Annotated in this window: 14 protein-coding genes; 11 read left to right on the forward strand and 3 right to left on the reverse strand. The window is 69.9% G+C overall.

Annotation, left to right across the window (positions count from 1 at the left end; all coding sequences use genetic code 11):
* Nucleotides 1–95 precede the first annotated feature (95 nt).
* A complete protein-coding gene (locus OHA77_RS25830) occupies nt 96–1400 on the reverse strand; it encodes a DNA recombination protein RmuC (RefSeq protein WP_406312055.1) in 1305 nt (434 codons plus the stop codon).
* 298 nt (nt 1401–1698) lie between these two features.
* Between OHA77_RS25830 and ychF the strand changes: the two genes are divergently transcribed.
* Nucleotides 1699–2787 carry a redox-regulated ATPase YchF gene (gene ychF, locus OHA77_RS25835; RefSeq protein ID WP_406312056.1) on the forward strand — a complete coding sequence of 363 codons (1089 nt, stop codon included), beginning with the start codon at nt 1699–1701 and terminating at the stop codon, nt 2785–2787.
* A gap of 157 nt (nt 2788–2944) precedes the next feature.
* Here ychF and OHA77_RS25840 read toward each other — a convergent pair whose 3' ends face one another.
* Nucleotides 2945–3352 carry a PIN domain-containing protein gene (locus tag OHA77_RS25840; protein ID WP_406312058.1) on the reverse strand — a complete coding sequence of 136 codons (408 nt, stop codon included), beginning with the start codon at nt 3350–3352 and terminating at the stop codon, nt 2945–2947.
* Nucleotides 3349–3579: a CopG family transcriptional regulator gene (locus OHA77_RS25845; protein WP_406312059.1), complete on the reverse strand. Its 231-nt coding sequence runs from the start codon at nt 3577–3579 to the stop codon at nt 3349–3351. The genes OHA77_RS25840 and OHA77_RS25845 overlap by 4 nt, the downstream gene beginning before the upstream one ends.
* Before the next feature lie 581 nt (nt 3580–4160).
* Between OHA77_RS25845 and OHA77_RS25850 the strand changes: the two genes are divergently transcribed.
* The 10 genes from OHA77_RS25850 to OHA77_RS25895 all read left to right on the forward strand — a co-directional run bounded on the left by OHA77_RS25850 (nt 4161) and on the right by OHA77_RS25895 (nt 19029).
* Entirely contained in the window at nt 4161–5579 is a 1419-nt protein-coding gene (locus OHA77_RS25850) for an ATP-binding protein (RefSeq protein ID WP_406312060.1), read from the forward strand.
* A gap of 802 nt (nt 5580–6381) precedes the next feature.
* The gene (locus OHA77_RS25855) at nt 6382–7203 is read left to right on the forward strand and encodes a conjugal transfer protein (protein WP_406312061.1); all 822 of its coding nucleotides are present in this window, start codon (nt 6382–6384) and stop codon (nt 7201–7203) included.
* Nucleotides 7204–7366: 163 nt separating this feature from the next.
* Nucleotides 7367–7630 carry a hypothetical protein gene (locus OHA77_RS25860; RefSeq protein WP_326826924.1) on the forward strand — a complete coding sequence of 88 codons (264 nt, stop codon included), beginning with the start codon at nt 7367–7369 and terminating at the stop codon, nt 7628–7630.
* A gap of 46 nt (nt 7631–7676) precedes the next feature.
* Nucleotides 7677–10175, forward strand: coding sequence for a TcpE family conjugal transfer membrane protein (locus OHA77_RS25865; RefSeq protein ID WP_406312062.1), 2499 nt, complete (start codon nt 7677–7679; stop codon nt 10173–10175).
* A gap of 100 nt (nt 10176–10275) precedes the next feature.
* Entirely contained in the window at nt 10276–12768 is a 2493-nt protein-coding gene (locus OHA77_RS25870) for an ATP-binding protein (RefSeq protein WP_326825630.1), read from the forward strand.
* A complete protein-coding gene (locus tag OHA77_RS25875; RefSeq protein ID WP_406312064.1) occupies nt 12765–15167 on the forward strand; it encodes a type IV secretion system protein in 2403 nt (800 codons plus the stop codon). The genes OHA77_RS25870 and OHA77_RS25875 overlap by 4 nt, the downstream gene beginning before the upstream one ends.
* A 2-nt stretch (nt 15168–15169) precedes the next feature.
* Entirely contained in the window at nt 15170–15841 is a 672-nt protein-coding gene (locus tag OHA77_RS25880; RefSeq protein ID WP_406312065.1) for a hypothetical protein, read from the forward strand.
* Nucleotides 15838–16926 (forward strand): bifunctional lytic transglycosylase/C40 family peptidase, encoded by a 1089-nt coding sequence (locus tag OHA77_RS25885; protein ID WP_326825627.1) that lies wholly within the window; start codon nt 15838–15840, stop codon nt 16924–16926. The genes OHA77_RS25880 and OHA77_RS25885 overlap by 4 nt, the downstream gene beginning before the upstream one ends.
* Nucleotides 16927–16940: 14 nt before the next feature.
* On the forward strand, nt 16941–17339 hold the full coding sequence (locus tag OHA77_RS25890; protein WP_326825626.1) for a (deoxy)nucleoside triphosphate pyrophosphohydrolase: 399 nt from the start codon (nt 16941–16943) through the stop codon (nt 17337–17339).
* Nucleotides 17340–17502: 163 nt separating this feature from the next.
* Nucleotides 17503–19029: a hypothetical protein gene (locus OHA77_RS25895; RefSeq protein ID WP_406312066.1), complete on the forward strand. Its 1527-nt coding sequence runs from the start codon at nt 17503–17505 to the stop codon at nt 19027–19029.
* The last annotated feature ends 54 nt before the right edge of the window (nt 19030–19083 follow it).

Consider the following 19083-nt stretch of genomic DNA (forward strand, 5'->3'; position numbering starts at 1 on the left):
CGTCCACAGACGCCCCCCTCGGCCTCGGCCCTCATCGCCAACCCGCTCCGCTCCGCCTCCAGTGTCCGGCTGTCGGCGCCCCAAGAGAACAGCCTCTAGGGCAGGTCGTTGGTCAATTTACCGTTGAGCCGGGATATCAGAGGGGAGCTTGACCTCTCCTCTTCCAGCAGTTCCGGCGAGGTCAGTGCGCGCGGCAGGTCCTCGACCGTCGCGGGCCCGTCCAGCTCGGTCTCGACCAGCCCCAGGTCGTTCAGCTTGCGCGCGCTCACCAGCACCCGGGTCTCCAGGGAGCCGACCGTCCGGTTGTAGGACTCCACCGCCCTGCTCAGCGACCGGCCCATCGACTCCATGTTCCGTCCCATGGTGCCCAGCCGCTCGTAGAGTTCCTTGCCCAGCTCGAAGACCGCCCGGGCGTTCTCGCTGAGCGCGGCCTGCTGCCAGGCGTACTGGGCGGTGCGGAGCATGGTGATCAGCGTGGTGGGCGTGGCGATGTGGACCCGCCGCCGCATGGCGTACTCCAGCAGGGCGGGATCGCGTTCCAGCGCCGGGGCCAGGAACGCCTCGCCCGGAATGAACAGCACCACGAACTCCGGTGCCGGACTGAACGCCTGCCAGTAGGCCTTGGCGGCGAGCCGGTCCACGTGCTCGCGCACGTGCCGGGCGTGGGAGTCGAGCCGGGCCGACTGGTGGTCGGGGTCGTCGGACTCGGCGGCCTCCAGGTAGGCGGCCAGGGAGACCTTGGAGTCGACCACCACGTTCTTGCCGCCGGCCAGCCGTACGACCATGTCGGGCCGGAGCACGCCGTCGGCGGTGGTGGCGCTCGCCTGCTCGTCGAAGTCGCAGTAGCGCTGCATGCCGGCGATCTCGGCGACCCTGCGGAGCTGGAGCTCCCCCCACCGGCCCCTGGCCTCCGGGCGCTGCAGGGCGCGCACCAGCGCGGTCGTCTGGACGCGGAGCTGGTCGTTGCTCTCGCGGACGACGTCGATGTGCTTGGCCAGCTCGGCGTGGGCGGCCCGCTGGCCCGTCTGGGTGTCGCGCAGCTGCGTCTCGACGCGGGCCAGGGTGTCCTTCAACGGCTCGATCATGTGCTCGACGGCCTGTTTGCGCTGCTCCAGCTCCCCGGCGGCCTCGGTACGGCTGGCGGCCAGCCGGGTCTCGGCCAGCTCCAGGAACCGCAGGTTGTTGACGTCGAGCGCGCGGGCCGACAGGGTCTGGAACCGCTCGGCGAGCTGTCCTTCGACATAGGCGACCTTCTCCTCGGCGACCTTCGCCCGGGCCTCGGCCTCGGCCAGGCGCACCTCCATGCCCGTCGCCCCTGAGGCGGCACGCGCCCGGCCCAGCAGGAATCCGATCGCGAGTCCCGCGGCGAGTCCCACGGCGAGCTGGAAAACGAGTGCCATGACGTCCACCACGGAATGATCGCAGGCCCGGCCGTTCCCGGCTTCCCGACACGCCTTGCGGTCCGGCCGCCGTCGTACGGCTTGCAGTGACATATCCCGTCACTCAGAGTTTTCCAAGGAAGCGCACCGTTAGGGGAAGGTGGCGCCGGGCGTCCGGTTCCCCCATGGACGGCCGTCCCCGGATCCGCTGCCCGGACGGCCGGATCGCCGTCCGCGGGCAGGCAGAGCGTGATTTCTACCGGCCTGTGACCCGTCCTCGGCGGATAGCACCGTGTGATTCCCCGTAAACTCGGCTGACGTGAGCCTGAGCATCGGCATCGTCGGATTGCCCAACGTCGGCAAGTCAACGCTTTTCAACGCGCTGACGAAGACCGCCAACGCCCTGGCGGCGAACTACCCGTTCGCCACCATCGAGCCCAACGTGGGCATCGTCGGCGTTCCCGACCCACGTCTGGAGAAGCTGGCCGAGATCTTCGATTCCGCGAAGATCCTGCCCGCGAAGGTCGAGTTCGTCGACATCGCCGGGCTGGTCCGCGGTGCCTCGGAGGGGCAGGGACGGGGCAACCAGTTCCTGGCCAACATCCGTGAGACCGATGCCATCTGCCAGGTCATCCGGGTCTTCACCGACCCGGACGTGACCCACGTGGACGGTGACGTCGCCCCTGAGCGCGACATCGAAACGATCAATACCGAGCTGATCCTCGCCGACCTGCAGACCCTGGAGAAGGCGATTCCGCGCCTCCAGAAGGAGTCCAGGACGAACAAGGACCGCAAGGCCACGCTGGAGGCGGCGGAGGCGGCGGTCAAGCTCCTCGACGGCGGCACCACCCTGTACGCCGGAGCGAAGGGGGCCGGGATCGACGTGGCCGCCCTGCGCGAGCTGCACCTGCTGACCACCAAGCCGTTCCTCTACGCGTTCAACCTCGACGCCGACGAGCTGACGGACGAGGACCTGCGGGCCCGGCTGGCGGCGATCGTCGCGCCGGCCGAGGCCGTCTTCCTCGACGCCAAGATCGAGTCCGAGCTCGTCGAGCTCCCCGACGACGAGGCGCTGGAGCTCCTGCAGTCCGTCGGCCAGGAGCAGTCCGGTCTCGCCCAGCTCGCCCATGTCGGGTTCGAGACCCTCGGCCTGCAGACCTACCTGACCGCCGGTCCCAAGGAGACCCGGGCCTGGACGATCCGCAAGGGCGCCACCGCTCCCGAGGCGGCCGGGGTCATCCACACCGACTTCCAGCGGGGCTTCATCAAGGCCGAGATCGTCTCCTTCGACGAGCTGGTCGAGGTCGGTTCCATCGCCGCCGCCCGCCAGGCGGGCAAGGCCCGCATCGAGGGCAAGGACTACGTGATGCGCGACGGCGACGTCGTGGAGTTCCGCTTCAACGTGTAGCGGGTGACGTGCCATCACGTCGTTGATCTCGCAAACGTGCAGGTCAGAGAGGGTCCGACTCTTCGGGGTCGGGCCCTTTGCTCGCGGCATGACGAGCACGCGTCTCAGAGCATGCGGACCTTCCGTACTGCCCTCGCCTACAAGGCGAACATCAAGCTCAGACGTCCTTGATCTGTACACGGTCGCCGCACAGTTTCGACCAGTCGTCGCGGTCCGAGGTCAGCACCAGCACGGGCGCCGGGGAGCGGAGCGCCATCGCGGCGACGAGAGCATCGATGGCGTACTTGTGGCCGTGCAGCCCGCCGGCGTCGCTCAGCAGACGCACCGCAGTGAGGCTGTCCGCCGGGGTGACGTTTTGGACCTGAAGGCGGGAGAGCACCCAGCGCAGCCGGGCGGTATCCGTCTTCCCATAGGCGGCCTCCACCACCGTCAGGGCCGACACCAGGACGGGCACGCCTACGCGCCGAGCGGCCTCGATCCGAGTGATCATCTGGCGGTCGTTGCGCAGGAGTAGCGACAGTGCCTGGGAGTCCAGAACCAGGGACCTGGCAGCGGGCGCCTTCATGCAGCGCTGTCGCCGGACGCGCACGGCGCCGGTGCGTCACCGAACAGTTCGTTCTGCGCGGCCTGGACCTCGGCCTCGCTCAACGGTTCGTGCTCGCCTTCGTAGGCGGCCACGATCTCGGCGAGACCGTCCATCGCCAGCTGATGCCGGACCGCTGCGGTCACATAGGCGGACATGCCGCGTTTGCCGGTGCGCGTACGCAGAGCACCGAGGAGTTCCGAAGGCATCGAGACGGAGATATTCTCCGTGCCGCCTGGGCGGGGTGACTTCATGATGCCAGATTAGTACAGGAACTATTACAGCGTTCAGATGCTGTGTGGCCTCATCGTTGCTGCGTAGGCTTGGCGCTCTGGATCTTCTCGTACTCGTCGCGGCTCCCGTGCTGGGACAGTGTTGGGATGCGCCTGCATTTCCGCAGGTCAAAGCCTTGTGGTCGAGTTCGTTTCAACGTTTAGCGGGTAACGTGCCATCGCGTCGTCGATCTGGCAACATGCAGATCAGAAGGGGTTCGATTCTGCGGAGCCGGGCCCCTGGTTTTTCCCGCGCTGGGAAACCTGACCTGTCGTCACCTGTCATCACCCCTGCTCATCCCTATCGTGCTGGGATCGTGCCGGGATGGGCTGCCCGTGGCACCTCGACGGTCGACGTGGACTTCCGACGGTGGGTGCTGCCCACCACGTGTGCTCTGTGAGTGCGCTACTGGTGACTTTGAGCGACAACTGACGAGACGCGGGGCGGGTGTGCTGCTAACATTAGTGTTACTAACATAAACGTTAGTGTCATGCGCGGAGGTCGGAGGTCGACGGACGTGGCGGATTTTGTAGGTCGTCGGCAGGAGCTGGCGACGCTGGAGCGAGAGCTGCAGAAGGTGGCGGCAGGGGTTGGCGGAGAGCGGCCCGGTCGGTGTGTGATGTTGCGTGGGCGGCGCCGGGTGGGCAAGTCGCGACTGGTCGAGCGGTTTGCGGAGTGCTCCGGAGCCCCGTTCTTGTTCTACGCGGCGACCGGTGCGTCCCCTAGGGGGGATCTGGCACGGCTGGCCAGGGACGCCCAGGCATCGACGCTGCCGTTGGCACGGCTGGTGGCCGCCGCGCGGCCGGAGAGCTGGGATGCCGCGTTGGATGTGCTGGCTGCGGCGCTGCCCGCCGACCAGGTGAGCGTGCTGGTCATCGACGAGGTGCCATACCTGATGGACGCCGATGGCGGCTTTGAGGGGATGTTGCAACGGGCCTGGGATCGGGTGCTGGAGACCAAGCCAGTGCTGCTGGTCCTCATCGGCTCCGATCTGTCGATGATGGAGGCGCTGAACAGCTACGGACGACCCTTCCACCAGCGCGGCCGGGAGATGGTGCTCGGGCCGCTGAATCCCGCTGAGGTCGGGCGGATGCTCGGGCTGGATCCGGCGGAAGCCTTCGATGCCGCGCTGGTCACCGGTGGGCTGCCGCTGATCTGCGCGGAGTGGCCGCGAGGTGCAGGACTGTGGGACTTCCTCGGCGAGGCGCTGAGCGACCCGGTCTCGGCCCTGCTGGTGTCGGCCGAGCGCTCGCTGGCTGCCGAATTCCCCCCGCAGGCTCAGGCGCGTACGGTGCTGGCGGCTATCGGTAGTGGCGAGCGGACCTTCACCAATATCGCCCGGGCGGCCGGCGGAATCGGGGCCACGCCGCTGCAGCGAGCGCTGGAGCTGCTTACGGAGAAGCGGATCGTCGCGGCGGAGCTGCCCGTATCGCTGCGCCCGTCGAAGGATCGCCGCTACCGGGTGACGGATCCCTACCTGCGGTTCTGGCTGCACCTGCTCGGCCCGTCCATGGAGGAGATCGAGCGGGGGCGGGGCGATCTGACCTTGGCGCGGATCCGGGAGAGCTGGACCAGTTGGCGCGACCGGGCGATCGAGCCGCTCATCCGCGAGGCGCTCGCGCGGATACTGCCCGATGACCGGCTCCCCGCGGCCCCCGCGGTGGGCGGCTACTGGACCCGCACCAACGACGTCGAAATCGACATCATGGGGGCGGACCGCGCCCCCGTCGCCAAGGAGCTGCTCTTCGTCGGCTCCGTCAAGTGGCTGGAGCAGTCACCCTTCGACCGGCACGACTTGGCCGCTCTCCATCGGCATCGGGCCGTCCTCACCGACGATCCCGTTCCGGTCGTGGCGGTCTCACGCAGCGGAGTCGACTGCCCGGTGCTCGATGCCGCCTACGGTCCCGGCGATCTGCTGACCGCCTGGCCGCTGTGAGCGGCGGACGGCAGGCGAGGCACGGGAGTCGGGGAGCGCGATCAGGCCGCAGACGTTGCGGAGAAGTCCACAGACCTCGGCCCCTTGCCGGCGCTGCTGTCCAGCGTTGGCAATCTTGAGCCTTCTCGTACTCCGTCGCGGCTCCCGCGCTGGGATGACCCCGCATCTCCGCAGGTCGAACCCGTGCGGTGGAGTTCCGCTTCAACGTCTGACGATCCCCGGTAAGGGAGAACGGGCTCGGTCCTACGACCGGGCCCGTTCTCCCTTATGGTGACGCTGAGTGACGCATTACCGGTAAATGCGCAGGTCGCGACAGTGTCGGTGCCGTTTGGACAGCAATGCGTGGCGTTTGGGTAATCAGGTTCCCCGCCGACCAGGCATAACGTCCTTTCTTGGTGATGTGCCCAGGTAACCGGTTCGCTGGGCGTTCCAGACCAGGTTTGCTCAGTCAGGAGGTTGCCTGCAGCATAGGCGTGGCTTTCCTGGAACAATCGCCGGGGCGGTTAGAGTAAGTGCTTGACCATGGTTAACGGGGGCGGAAGTAATACGACACCGCGCCGACCGGGGGATGGGTGCAAGCGGAGGCATGATGGCTCGAAGGGCAACGGCCCAGCGTGATCCTCGGATCGCTGGCGACCCTGAGCTGTCGGTATACCCGGACATGTCCTATGACTCCGGCTCCGACGGCCCTCCGGCGCGCGGGCGGAACGCGACATCCCGGGGCCGATGGTCCGGCGGGGGCGGACGCTGGCTGGTATGGACCGGACGTGCTGTGCTTTGGGCGCTAATAGTAGTCATCGTAGTGAACGGGGTCCGTGCGCCTTTTGAGCGTTTCACCCGGCAGAACACCGCAGGCGGAACGCCTGCCGTTTCCAGTGACACCGAATTCCCGGTCAGCCGGGCGACCTCTTTCGCCAGCCAGTTCGCCGCCGTCTATCTGAATTTCGAGTCCATCCGCTCCCAGGAAAGAGCGGCCAGGCTCGCGCCCTACCTGCCGGAAGGCGCCGAACCGCAGTTCGGCTGGGACGGCCTCGGCCGGATGGCCGCCGGTGCGGTCCAGCCGTACGGCACTGAGATCATCGACAGGGACAACGCCGTGGTGACCCTCGCTTTCCAGTCGGGAGACCGCCGCCAGCTGCTGTCCGTTCCGGTGTTCCACGACGGCCAGACGGACAGGTTCGTGGTCTCCGGCCGACCGGGCATCCTGCCGGCGCCCACACCGGCGAACCTGCCCCCGGCGCCCGCGGGCGAGAGCGACGAGGCCGCCGAGGCCGAGCTCCGCACCCCGCTGGCCAACTTCTTCAAGGCGTACGCCTTGAGTGACACCGCGTCCCTGCAGCAGTACGCCGCCGCCGGGGTCACCCTGGAGGGGTTCGGTGGCGCGTTCACCTTCATACAGCTCAAGAGCCTCTCCGTCCCCCTCGTCGGCGGCGCCACCCGCGAGGTCACGGCCACGGTCGTGTGGGGAGTGCCCTCGGGCGCGACCCCGTCAGCCGGTCCCACACCCGCCGACCCCGGGGACGCCAGCGGGAAGCTGGAGCAGGCCTACCTGCTCACCGTGGTCGAACAGGGCGGCAAGTGGTTCGTCAAGAACATCCGCGGCGCACAACGGTCTGTGGGGTAACACATGATCGAACGATGCCGGCCGGCAGTGAACAGAATCCCCCTGATCAGCGAGTCGGCGGTGGGCGGGTCCGGGCATGCGTGTGTCGGGCCCGTGCCCGCCCGCCGAGCGCGATCGTGAGCACGGAGGACGTGAAGTGATCCTGAAGACCATCCTGCTGAGCATGATCGACCTTGCCCAGCCGACCGCTCCTCCGGCGGGCGTGAACACCGAAGGACTGGCCGACTTCCTCCGAAAGTTCTTCGCCCCGCTCTTCCTCGTCGTCGTCTCCGTCGTCGCGCTCTTCTTCCTCTTCACGCGTGAGATCACCAGATTCGTGCAGTTCATCATCCTCGCGGTGGCCATCGGAGTGATCTTCTACGTGCCCAACATCATCGAGGTGACGGCCAAGGCGATCGCGGGCGCGCTGGGCATCTCGGGGGGTTGATCCCGCGCACAGCGGTCAGAGAACGAGAGGCGGAGAGGAGGAGCGCGTGGACCTACCCACGTATACCAACATCTGGCGGATCGAGAAGCGGCTCTACAAGCTGTACGATCTACGGCTGCCGATGCCGCTGCCGATTGTCTGGATCGGTGTCTTCGTGGGTGTGGTGGCGCCCTGGTCGCTGCTGCTCTACCTGCTGGGCCTGCCTTTCGACGCACCCTGGCACGTGGTCTACCTCGTGCCTCCCGGGATCGTCACCTGGCTCTCCACCCGGCCGGTGATCGAGAGCAAGAGGCTGACCGAGCTTCTCCAGTCGCAGGTCCGTTACGTCGGCGAGCCCCGCACCTGGTGCCGGATGGCCCCCACCGCCGAGCCTTCGGAGATCAACCTGACCGGCCGGGTCTGGCAGGCCGCTCCTCAGCGGCAGGCCGCACCGGTCCGCGTCAAATCCTCACGCAGGGCCCGGCACGCCCAGGCCAAGCGCGCCGCGTCCGCCCGCGAGGTCCGTCCCGCGGTGGCCGCCGCCGCAGCAGCGGCCTCGGTTCCGCCCGCCCGTGAACAGGGTGCCCGGAGTACGGCTCCCGCCCCCCGCCGGGGCACCGCGCCGGCCCTCGGACAGGCCGTCGCCGAAGTGTCCGGCACCCCCGCACCCACCGCGTCCGCTCCCGGGGCACCGGTCGAGCGGTCCTTCTTCGCGCCATCCGCCGCGGCCTCCGGTGCACTGGTCAAGGCCCCGGCCGACCCTGCTCCCGCCGTGCCGCCCGCCTCGCTCTCTCCGCCCGCCCCCCTCTCTCCGCCCGTCCCGCTCTCTCCGTCCGGATCCGACCGGGGCACCCCGTCCGCTTCCGACCGCGCGCCGGTCGTGCCGACGGCTCCGATCGACACCGAGGCGTTGCGGCGCCTGCGCAGACTCGCCGCCTCGGCCGAGGCCGAGCGGACCGCGGCTCCGGTGCAGCCCGCCCGGTCGCCCGCGGAGCGGCCGGTGCCCATCGAGCGGTCGGTGCCCATCGAACGGCCGACGCCCATCGAACGGCCGACGGCTGCCGGGCGGCCCGTACGTGGGGACCGGCTCGTATCCACCGATCCCTCCCGGTCTACCGCCGGACCCGCCGACCTTCCCGGCACTGCCGGACCCGCCGACACCTCTCAGGGCGCCGGACCCGCCCAGAGGCCCCGGACAGCGGAGCTCGCCGAGAGATCCCGGGCCGCCGGCAGCTCCGAGAGCTCCCCGGACACGGCCGCACACTCCGGCCCTGCTCCGGTCACCGGCTCTGCTCCGGTCACCGGCTCTGCTCCGGCCGCAGCCGGGTCCGCCGCACCGCCGCCGCCCGCCGCACCGCGGTTCGTCGGGCCGGCTCCGACCGGGCGGCGGGCCGCCGCGCCCCGCGCGGAGCCGGATGAGGCCCCGGCGGAGGCCGAGAGGGACGAGGATCCCTGGGCCCGTTACCGCGAGGAACAGCCGGTGGGGCGGACCGCCGAGACGCGACCGCGGGAGCGGCCGGCGGGAACGCCCCCGGCCGTCTCGATCCGGGCGGTCCCCTCGGGGGCCGAGGCCGAGGCCGATCCGGTGACGCCCGCGGTGGCGCTGCCCAGGGCACCCCAGGGGGAGGCCCGGGTGCGCCGGGTGGAGTCGGTCGTCGGACGCGACTCCTCGGGCGGCTGGCGGCGGCTGGCCCAGGTGGTCATCGGACCCGGTGGCACGGGCCGTATGGACGGAGCGGAGATCGACGAGGCACGGGCCAGGGCGGTGTTCGGCGGCAGCCGCCGGGTGGTGGTGCTGGGGTGCACCGGCGGCGCCGGGCAGACCACGACCGCGCTCATGCTCGGCCACACCCTCGCCCGCTACCGGGAGGACCGGGTGCTCGCGGTCGACGCCGGCGTCGGCATCCACGCACTGTCCAGCCGGATCCAGGGCGAGTCACCCGAGACCCTGACCTCCCTGCTGGCCGGGCTCGACAACGTCCACGGTTACCTGAGCATGCGCGCCTACACCAGCCGCTGCGCCTCGGGCCTCGAGGTCATCGCCGGCGACAGCGACTCCGGTGCCGAGCAGCGGCTGTCGGACCGCACGCTCTTCTCCGACCGGCGGCTCAACCAGACCATGGACATGCTGGACCGGCACTACAAGCTGATCGTCATGGACCCGGCGGCGGCACTGGCCGCGCGGGTGCTGCCCTATGCCGACCAGCTCGTCCTGGTGGTCCCGGCCAGTCATGACGGACCGGACGCGGTGGCGATGACCTACGAGTGGCTTGACGGACATGGCTGCGCGGACCTCCGGCGGCGCGCGATCATGGTCGTCAACGGGGTGAGCCGCCGCAGCATGGCCGACGTGGAACAGGCCGAGGCGGTGGCGCGGGGCCGGTGCCGGGCGATCGTGCGGGTGCCCTGGGAGGACGAGCTGGCCCCCGGCAGGGCGGAGCGGGTGGAGCCGTCCCACCTGCGAGCACCCGGCCGACGGGCATACCTGGCACTGGCGGGAGTCGTGGTGGCGGGTTTCGGAGCGGCGCAGGCGGTTCGATCCAACGAGGAGGAGTTGGCCCAGTGATCCCCCGGGCGCGAGAAGACGTGGTGAACGGGCGTGACGAGGTGGCGGAACGCACCGCCGGTCGTGGCGGTCCGGCCATCCGGCCGGTCAGGGAGGTCGTGTGAGCCGCGCTTCGCGGGCACGCAGCCGCCTCGCCGTCCGCTACTTCGACGACCGGATCCTGCTGACCGACTCGTCGGTCTGGGCCTATTTCCGGTTGCCGACCGTCAGCTACGAGTTCATCACGTCCGAGGAGCGGGAGGCGCTGGCCACCAACATCACGATCGCGCTGGCGACGATCCGGATGCCGGACGCGGAGGTGCACCTGCGGGTGGCGCACCGCACCTACCCGGCGGCCGAGTGGGCGATGGCGCTGAACGCGACCTCCGACGAGGGTCCCGGCTGGCGTGACTACCTGGAGGAGATGTACCGGCACGTCTGGGCGAAGGACTTCTGGAGCAAGGAGGTCTACCTGGGCGTACGGCTCGGCGCGCGCGGCAGGCAGCTCGGCACCGGCGTCCTGTCCCAGCTCTTCGGCTTCTACCAGCGGAGCGAGAAGGCCCTGGGCATCGAGGACGACCACGTCCCCAAGGCGGAGATCACCAAATGGTCCGAGCAGGCCGAGCGGCTGGGCCGGGCGCTGTCGGCGAGTGCCCTGTACGCCCGGCACGCCACCTCCACCGAGATCGCCTGGCTCTTCCAGCACGCCGCGACCGGCTCGCTCGGCGATCCGCCGGCCTCGGCCAGCCCCAAGCGGCGGTGGGGGCAGGGCGAGATCGAGTCCCTGGTCGAGGGGCAGCTCCACAACGGCAGATCGCTGCTCCGGATCGAGCAGCCGCACGGCGACTCCTATGTCGCGCACCTGTCCTTCGCCCGGTTCCCGGACATGATGCCCTTCCCCGACGGGGAGCCGTGGATGCACTTCGCCGACCAACTGCCCTTCCCCGTGGAGATCAGTTCGAGGATGCGGCTGATCTCTCCGGTCAAGGCCAGCAAGGACGTGGCGCGCAAGCTCGCCCACGCCCGTGACATGGACATCCACATCCGGGAGGCGGGCGCGGAGGCGCCGCTGGCGCTGGCCGAGCAGATCGACGCGGCCCGCATGCTGGAGCACGGCATCACCAAGGAGCGCCTGCCCTTCGTGTACGGCTGGCACCGGCTGATCGTGTCCGCGCCGACCGAGGAGATCTGCGTGCAGCGGGTGGAGGCGGTCGTGGAGCACTACCGCGACATGGGCATCGACATCGTCAACTCCACCGGTGACCAGTTCTCGCTGTTCTGCGAGGCGCTGCCGGGCGAGCGGGTCCGGGTCAACGCCTACGCCCAGCGGCAGCCGCTGCGCACCATCGCGGGCGGCATGGCCACCGCCACCGTGGACCTGGGGGACCGGATCGACGAGGGCAAGGCCGGCTGGATGGGACCGTACGTCGGGGAGACCCTGGGCCGGGCCCGGAGCATCGTGCACTTCGACCCGCTGGTGGCCGCCACCCGAAACCGGCCGACGGCCATCGCGATCACCGGTGAGCCCGGCGGCGGCAAGACCACGCTGGCGCTGTTGATGATCTACCAGATGGCGTTGCGCGGCGTGACGGTCGCGGTCATCGACCCCAAGGGCGACGCCGAATCCCTGGTCCAGTTGCTGCAGAGGCGCGGCAGGAAGGCGCGGATCATCCCGCTCGGCTCGGCCGCGCCGGGCCTGCTCGACCCGTTCTCCTTCGGAGACGACATCGCGGCCAAGAAGACGATGGCCAGCGAGACACTGCGGCTGCTGCTCCCGCGCATGTCAGAGGAGCGCGAGTCGGCGATGATCCAGGCGGTCGCGGCGATCTCCAACGGGGAGAACCCCTCGCTGGGCAAGGTCGTCGACTTCCTGGAACGGACCGAGGACGCCGCCTCGAAAAACCTGGGCGCGGTGCTCCGCTCGATGTCGGACATGCACCTGGCCCGGCTCTGCTTCGACCCCTCCGGCGGCGACCAGATCGACACCGAGGGCTGGACCACGGTCTTCACCCTCGGCGGACTGACCCTTCCCGACGCCTCCACCGCGCGCGACGACTACTCCTACGAACAACGGCTGTCGGTGGCGCTGCTCTACCTGGTCGCCCAGTTCGCCCGGGGCCTGATGAACGGCCTGGACCGGCGGACGCCCAAGGCGATCTTCCTGGACGAGGCCTGGGCCATCACCTCGACGCCGGAGGGCGCCAAGCTGGTGCCCGAGGTCAGCCGGATGGGCCGGTCCCGCAACACCGCCCTGGTCCTGGTCTCGCAGAACGCCGGAGACCTGCTGAACGAGCAGGTCACGAACTGTCTGTCGTCGGTGTTCGCGTTCCGGTCCACCGAGCGGGTCGAGGTGGAGCACGTGATGGCGCTGCTCGGGGTCGAGCCCTCCGAGGAGCACAAGGCGGTACTGCGCTCGCTGGGCAACGGCGAGTGCGTCTTCCGGGATCTGGAAGGGCGGGCCGGCCGGATCGGGGTGGATCTCATCTCCGACGAACTGCTGCGCTGGCTCGACACGAATCCGACCCATGACAGGCCGGACGGGAACATGCATGATCCTTCCGGGGGCGACAGAGTCAGTAGGCCCGGGGCCGCGGCGCTGGAGGTACGTTCATGAAGGGTTCCCGCAAGGGACGACTACGCAGGCGGATCGCCGTCGCGTTGGTGGCTCTGGCCGCCTTCCTCGCCCTGCCGCTGCTGCTGCCGGGGGGCACACCCACAGCCGTCGCGGCGGCCCCCTGCGACCTCTCACCGGACCTGACCCCCGAGATCGTCGACTCGGGGGTGGACGGTCTGCTGAAACCACCGCCTCCGGACGCGCCCGCGGCGGGGACGCAGGCGGTGCCGACACCGGCACCGACCGCCGCGCCGGCCGCGCAGGGCAACTACGCCAACTACGGCATGAGCGGCCAGTTCTGGCACACCCACCAGCTCGGCTGCGACGACGTCGCCGCGGTGATGGGCAACATGATGGCCAACACGGTCTTCTCCTGGGCCAAGGCCCTGGACCGGCTGACCATCACGACCTACCAGGCGGCGGCGACCGAGGGCCCGCTGGATTCGATCAAGGATGTCGTCGACGACATCGTGGTCAGCCTGTCCAACGCGATGTACTGGCCCTTCCTACGGCCGATCGTGATCCTCGGAGCCATCTGGCTGGCCTGGTACGGCCTCATCCGCAAGCGCGCGACCACGACTGCCGAGGGCGTCATCTGGATGGTCCTCGCGGTCACCGTCGCGGTCTGGTTCTTCAGCCGTCCCGGCGACTTCACCGGGCTGGGGAAGATCGTCACGGACAAGACCGGCGAGGTGGTCAACTCGGCCTTCTCCGGACTGCCGAATGCGGGTGGGGTGTCCTGCCTGCCGGCCAAAGGCGACGCCAATCCCCAGGTCAAGCCTGGTGGTTATGGCCAGAGTGGTGTTCCGGGCGTGGATCAGAACGCCGACGCGCTCTGGTCCACCCTGGTGTGCAAGCCCTGGCTGATGGGTGAGTTCGGTACCGCCGACGCCACCGCGCCGGTCGTGCAGAAGTACGCCTCCAAGCTGCTGGACATCCAGGCGACCGACGCGTCCGAGCTGCGATCCTCCCAGGTCCTCAACACCAATGCCCATCAGGCACGGTACGAGGAGGAGATCGCCAATCCGCTGGAGAACACGCCTGTCTTCTTCCTCTTTCAGGGAAAGGATTGGACAAACCGGCTGGGCATCGCGATCGGGGCGCTGATGGCCGCGATGGTCGCGGGGTTGCTGATCTTCCTGGTGGCGGTCTCGCTGCTGGTGCTCAAGGTCGGCTTCCTGCTGCTGCTGATCCTCGCCCCGGTCTTCCTGCTGATCGGGGTGCATCCGGGGACCGGCAGGATCATCGCGATGCGCTGGGTGGAGATGCTGGTCGGCACCCTGCTCAGACAGGCGGTGCTGGCGCTCGTCCTGGGCGTCCTGGTGTACGGCTACGCACTGATCATCTCCACGGCGATGCCCTGGGGCATGCAGGTCATGTTCATGGCCCTGCTGACGATCTCGGTGTTCTTCTACCGGCGGCCGTTCCAGCACCTGTTCGCCTCCATGGACGGGCACACCCTCGCCACCCGCATGCTGGGCGACGCGACCACCGCGCCGACCCTGCAGCGCGCGGCGGGAGTGCTGCCGCCGGTCGCGGCGGCCCGGATGGGCCGCTGGGGGATGCGCAAGGCGGAGCCCGTCCTGCAGGCCGCGGCGCTCGCCAGTGGTGCCTCCGTCGCGACGGCGGCCGCCGCGGTCGCCCAGGGCAAGGTCCGCGGCGGAGCCGAGGAAGGCGCCCCGGGGACGGCGGGGACACCCTCGGGTGCCCGGGTCCCGACCGGCGCGCAGCCCGCGCCGCTGGACACCGATGCCCAGGCGGGTGCGCGGCGCAAGGGGACGGGCCGGCCGGTCACCACGGCCCGTGCCGGTGCGGCACCGCCGCTCAACCTCTCCGGCGCCACGGCGGCCGGCGCGTCCCCGATCCGTTCCGGCGGTTCCGGCCGCAGTGGCGATGGAGGCTGGTTCGGCGGCCGGTCCGGCGGCTGGACCCCGCAGGGAGGCTCGGGTTCGGCGAGCGGGTCGTCTCCGGCACCTTCCTCGGGCGGCAGGCCGCCGGCGTCCTCGTCAGGGGGCGGTGGCCGGTCAGGCGGGAGCGTCTTCGGTTCCGGTGGCGGCTCACGACGCTGGGACTCCGGCTCACGGAGTTCGGGCTCGGGTTCGGGTTCGCGGAGCAGTTCGGGTTCGCGGAGCGGTGGCGGTGGTGGTGGCGGGGGCGGTGGCTCTCGCGGCTCCTCCGGATCCGGGGGGAGCATATTCGGTGGTTCCCGGAGCGCGTCGGGATCGGGGGGCAGCCTGTTCGGCGGCTCGTCGAGTGGATCCCGCAACAACGGCGGCGGTGCGGACAGGTCGTCCGAGGCGCCTCCGCTCTGGCTGCCCAGCCGGTCCGATCAGGGCGGACGGGGCGATGACGCGGCCACGCCCTTCTGGCTCCGCACGCCCAACTCCGACAAGGACTGACGATGGTCGAAGGGGGCGGTCGCCGGGGAGTCGTCTTCGGGGTGCTGGTCGTGGTGCTGGCCCTGGTCGGGATCTACCTGACCATGTGGCCGGACTCCGATGACGGGCAGCAGCCCCCCGCCGATCCGGTGGGGGTGAGCCGTACTGTCAGCGGATCGAAGGCGCCGGTGAGCGTCGAGCCGCCCCGGCCGTCGGCGACGGCCAGCGACGCGCCGTTCGACGTCTACTCCTACCTGCCGATGACCAAGAAGGAGCTGTCCGCGGCCGCCGACTACGCCCAGAGGTTCACCGCCGAGTACGGCACCTTCAGCTACGACGAGGATCCGGCGACCTACGGGGACCGGCTCCGGGGGTACACCACCGTCGAGTTCGCCGACGTGCTGCTCCGCACGGTCACCTCCCCGGGCAGCGTCGAGGCCAACCGCGCCGACGAGGTCGTCTCCGTCGGTACGGCGCGCGTCAAGGAGATCCGGCAGATCCAGAACACCTCGGTGGTGTTCGTGGTCACCGGCACCCAGAACGTCACCGCGAAGAGCGGGGCGAAGGAGCGGGTCGAGGACTACGCCGTCACGCTCGTGAAGGTCGGCGCCGACTGGCGGGTCCACGACCTGCAGCCGGCGGACGACGGCCAGGACGGAGACGACCCGTCCGCACAGGCAGGCGGCACCGGATGACGGGCAACAGAAAGCTCCACCTCGGTCTGGTCCTCGCCGTCGCGGCCCTGGGCCTGTTCACCCTGGTGATGGCGCCGATGATGATGGTGAGCACCTTCCCCTCCATCACCGGCGGCGAACTGCCCGACTGCGACGAGGCCCTCACCGTCGCGGGGAAGCAGTCCGAGACGGCGGCGTCGGACATCCCCGCGGACTATCTCAAGCTGTACCGCGAGAACGCCGAGAAGGTCGGCGTGCAGTGGAACGTGCTCGCCGGGGTGGGCAAGCGGGAGACCGACCACGGGCGCTCCACGCTCCAGGGGGTGCAGAGCGGCACCAACTACGCGGGAGCCGCCGGGCCCATGCAGTTCCTGATCAGCACCTGGGGCGGCAAGGCGAAGATCAAGATTCCGTCGCAGTTCAACGGCTACGCCTCCGACGGTGACGGCGACGGCTGGGGAGACGTCTACAACCCGGCGGACGCCATCCTGGGCGCGGCGAAGATGCTCAAGCGCAACGGCGCGCCGGAGGACGTGCGGCGGTCGCTGTTCGTCTACAACCGGGCCTGGTGGTACGTCGACCAGGTCATGGAGATCGCCAAGAAGTACGCCGAGGACGGCGAGGTCAGTGTCCCGCCCGAGGCGGAGGACACCTGTGACGAGCCTCTGGTGGAGGCGGCGCCCACCGAGACGGTCGCCGGGATCCTGGAGTACGCGCTGGCCCAGCGTGGCAAGCCCTACCTGTGGGGTGGCACCGGACCGGACGCCTTCGACTGTTCGGGGATCATCTACATGGCCTACCGGAGTGTCGGCCTGACCATTCCGCGCACCACCTTCGGCCAGTGGCCCTTCGGAGTGAAGATCACGCCGGGCGAGGAGCAGGCGGGGGATCTGGTCTTCTTCAACTCCGGTCCGGGCACCGGCGCCGACCGGCCCGGACACGTGGGCATGGTGGTCTCGCCCGGCAAGATGGTCGAGGCGAGGTGCCGCCTGTGCGGGCCGATCAAGGTCACCTCGTACCAGGATCGCCTCGGCATCGTGGGGTTCACCCGGCCGCTGCGAAATCCCGACGTTCTCCAGCAACTCAAATTGAGGGAGCAGGGCTGACAGAATCGGATGCCATGGACAAGGTCGTAGTGGGAGCCGCCATCGTCGACGGCGGAGGCAGACTGCTCGCCGCCCAGCGCGCCGAGCCACCCGAACTCGCCGGTGGCTGGGAGTTTCCCGGCGGGAAGGTCGATCCGGGTGAGGACGATCGCACCGCGCTGATCAGGGAGTGCCAGGAGGAGCTCGGCGTCCTGGTCGAGATCGGAGAACAGATCGGCGGCGACTGGCCGCTGACGGCCGGCTACGTGCTCAGGATCTGGCTGGCCGAGATCGTCGATGGGGAGCCGGAGGCCAAGGAGCACCTGGAACTGCGGTGGCTGGCCATGGACGAGCTGTACGGAGTCCGCTGGTTGCCCGCCGATCTACCGGTGGTTCGGGCCGTACAGACGCACCTGGGTGAAGTCGAACCGTAACTCGGTGTAACATAACAATTACTGGATGTGTTGTTGACGTGCGTCCGTATCGGGGGATCGGAGAAGTGCGGTGGCCAGATGGTGGCGGTGTGCCCAGGTCGTGTCGGCCGTGGGGACAGGGGCGCTCATTCTGGGCGGGGGGCCGGCGGTGTACGCGGCCGAGATGGATGATTCCACTACGTCCCCTGTCGAGGTGGCCGGAGCCGACGATCTCAATTTCTGGTCGCAGTGGGTCCGGACCAGTGAGGTGGTCCGTTTCCGGGTGTGGCTGGAGGGATCCGGCACGGATGCGCGACTGGCGGTCGTGACCACGCCCGCCGAAGCGCTCAAGAGTGTCGAATGTCCTCAGGAGGACGGAGCCCAGGCGCCGGTCAGCGGTGGGGCGCAGATGTGCTCCCTGGGGACCGTCGCCACACGCAGTTCCGTGGACGTGCTGCTCGCCATGCCGAAGACGGCCAGGGGCGTCGAGCTGACCGCGGTGGCCCGGATGCGCAACCGCGAGGGAGAGTGGGTCACCCACACGGCGCGGACCACGGTCGGTGAGCCGGCCGCCAAGGTGGCCGAGGTCGTCGAGGTCGCCGACTCCGTCGTGCCTCGGCCCGCTCCCGGCGTCTCTCCGTGGACCCCGGGGGCCGCCGCGGAGAACGCGGGGGCGGCGGCGGGCGCGGTGGCCGGAGCGGCAGGGCAGGCCGCTGTTCCGGCGGTCCCGGGCAGGTCGTCCGTCCAGGGGCTCGCGGATCCGGCGAAGCTTCCCCGGCACCTGCCGGCGCCGCTCGCGCCACCGAATCCGCAGGCACCCCGTGCGCCGCGGGCCGTGGAGAAGCCGGGGGCGCGGGCCGTGCCATCGGATCCGCGGTCGAAGGACCCCTCCAAGGAGAGGGGCATGCCGATGATCCTGGAAGAGCCCTCGACGCCCGAGGGGAGTGCCTCCATATACGTGGATCCGCAGGCGGAACCGGAGGCTCCCGGTGCCCCGGGGGCCGGGAATCCGGGCGTCGTGCCGTACGGCATGGGCAGCGGGGGGCCGGGTGCCGTGCCGGAGCCGGTCGGAAGCGTGTCCGGGCGGGAGAACGGAATGCCCCTCGCGCCGCGGTCGGTGGACCAGGCCGGGCAGCAGAGGGGGGTCCCGGTGCCGCAGGGCGGGCGGGTGCGGGCCGCCCTGGCGAAGCCGCCGTCCGCACGGGCGAGGACACTGGCCGAGACGGGACGGATGCCCCGGTTGACGGGACAGGCGCTCCGAATGCCGCCGCAGGCGATGCCTTTCCCGCAGGCGCCGCAGGCGCAGCTGCCACAGCAGATGGTGCCGTTCCCGCAGGGTCAGCTGCCGCCTCAGGCGGTGCCCTTTCCGCAGGCGCAGCTGCCGCAGCAGGTGGTGCCGTTCCCGCAGGCGCAGATGCCTCAGGCGCCGGGGCAGCTGCCTCCGGTATGGAACGACCCCAACCTCCAGATGCCGCAGGCCCCGCCCGCGCCGGCCGCTCCAGCCCTGGCGGACCCGCAGCCACTGGGCGCGCCGCTGCCCCGGGACCTGGACGGAACGACCCAGGAGATCACGCCGGTTGCCGACTCGGGACCGATGCTGACCGGCATGCGAGGTCTTCCGGTGGTGGGCGTCGCGGTGGGAGGCCTGCTGGGGGTGCTCTGGCTGCAGATGAGGGTCCAACGCCGTCGTGAGACGCGACCTGTGTTGTAAAAAGCGCTTTGCTGTTACTTTTGCCCAACTAGTATTTTCCTTGACTTGATCTGC

It is taken from the genome of Streptosporangium sp. NBC_01639, assembly GCF_045209755.1.
Classification (GTDB): Bacteria; Actinomycetota; Actinomycetes; order Streptosporangiales; family Streptosporangiaceae; genus Streptosporangium.

What these genes read in the sequence shown, in the direction of transcription:
- OHA77_RS25830 (WP_406312055.1), bottom strand. Translation starts at nt 1,400, where the DNA reads ATGGCACTCGTTTTCCAGCTCGCCGTGGGACTCGCCGCGGGACTCGCG.
- OHA77_RS25840 (WP_406312058.1), bottom strand. Translation starts at nt 3,352, where the DNA reads ATGAAGGCGCCCGCTGCCAGGTCCCTGGTTCTGGACTCCCAGGCACTG.
- OHA77_RS25845 (WP_406312059.1), bottom strand. Translation starts at nt 3,579, where the DNA reads ATGCCTTCGGAACTCCTCGGTGCTCTGCGTACGCGCACCGGCAAACGC.
- OHA77_RS25860 (WP_326826924.1), top strand. Translation starts at nt 7,367, where the DNA reads ATGATCGACCTTGCCCAGCCGACCGCTCCTCCGGCGGGCGTGAACACC.
- OHA77_RS25875 (WP_406312064.1), top strand. Translation starts at nt 12,765, where the DNA reads ATGAAGGGTTCCCGCAAGGGACGACTACGCAGGCGGATCGCCGTCGCG.
- OHA77_RS25880 (WP_406312065.1), top strand. Translation starts at nt 15,170, where the DNA reads ATGGTCGAAGGGGGCGGTCGCCGGGGAGTCGTCTTCGGGGTGCTGGTC.
- OHA77_RS25885 (WP_326825627.1), top strand. Translation starts at nt 15,838, where the DNA reads ATGACGGGCAACAGAAAGCTCCACCTCGGTCTGGTCCTCGCCGTCGCG.
- OHA77_RS25890 (WP_326825626.1), top strand. Translation starts at nt 16,941, where the DNA reads ATGGACAAGGTCGTAGTGGGAGCCGCCATCGTCGACGGCGGAGGCAGA.
- OHA77_RS25895 (WP_406312066.1), top strand. Translation starts at nt 17,503, where the DNA reads ATGGATGATTCCACTACGTCCCCTGTCGAGGTGGCCGGAGCCGACGAT.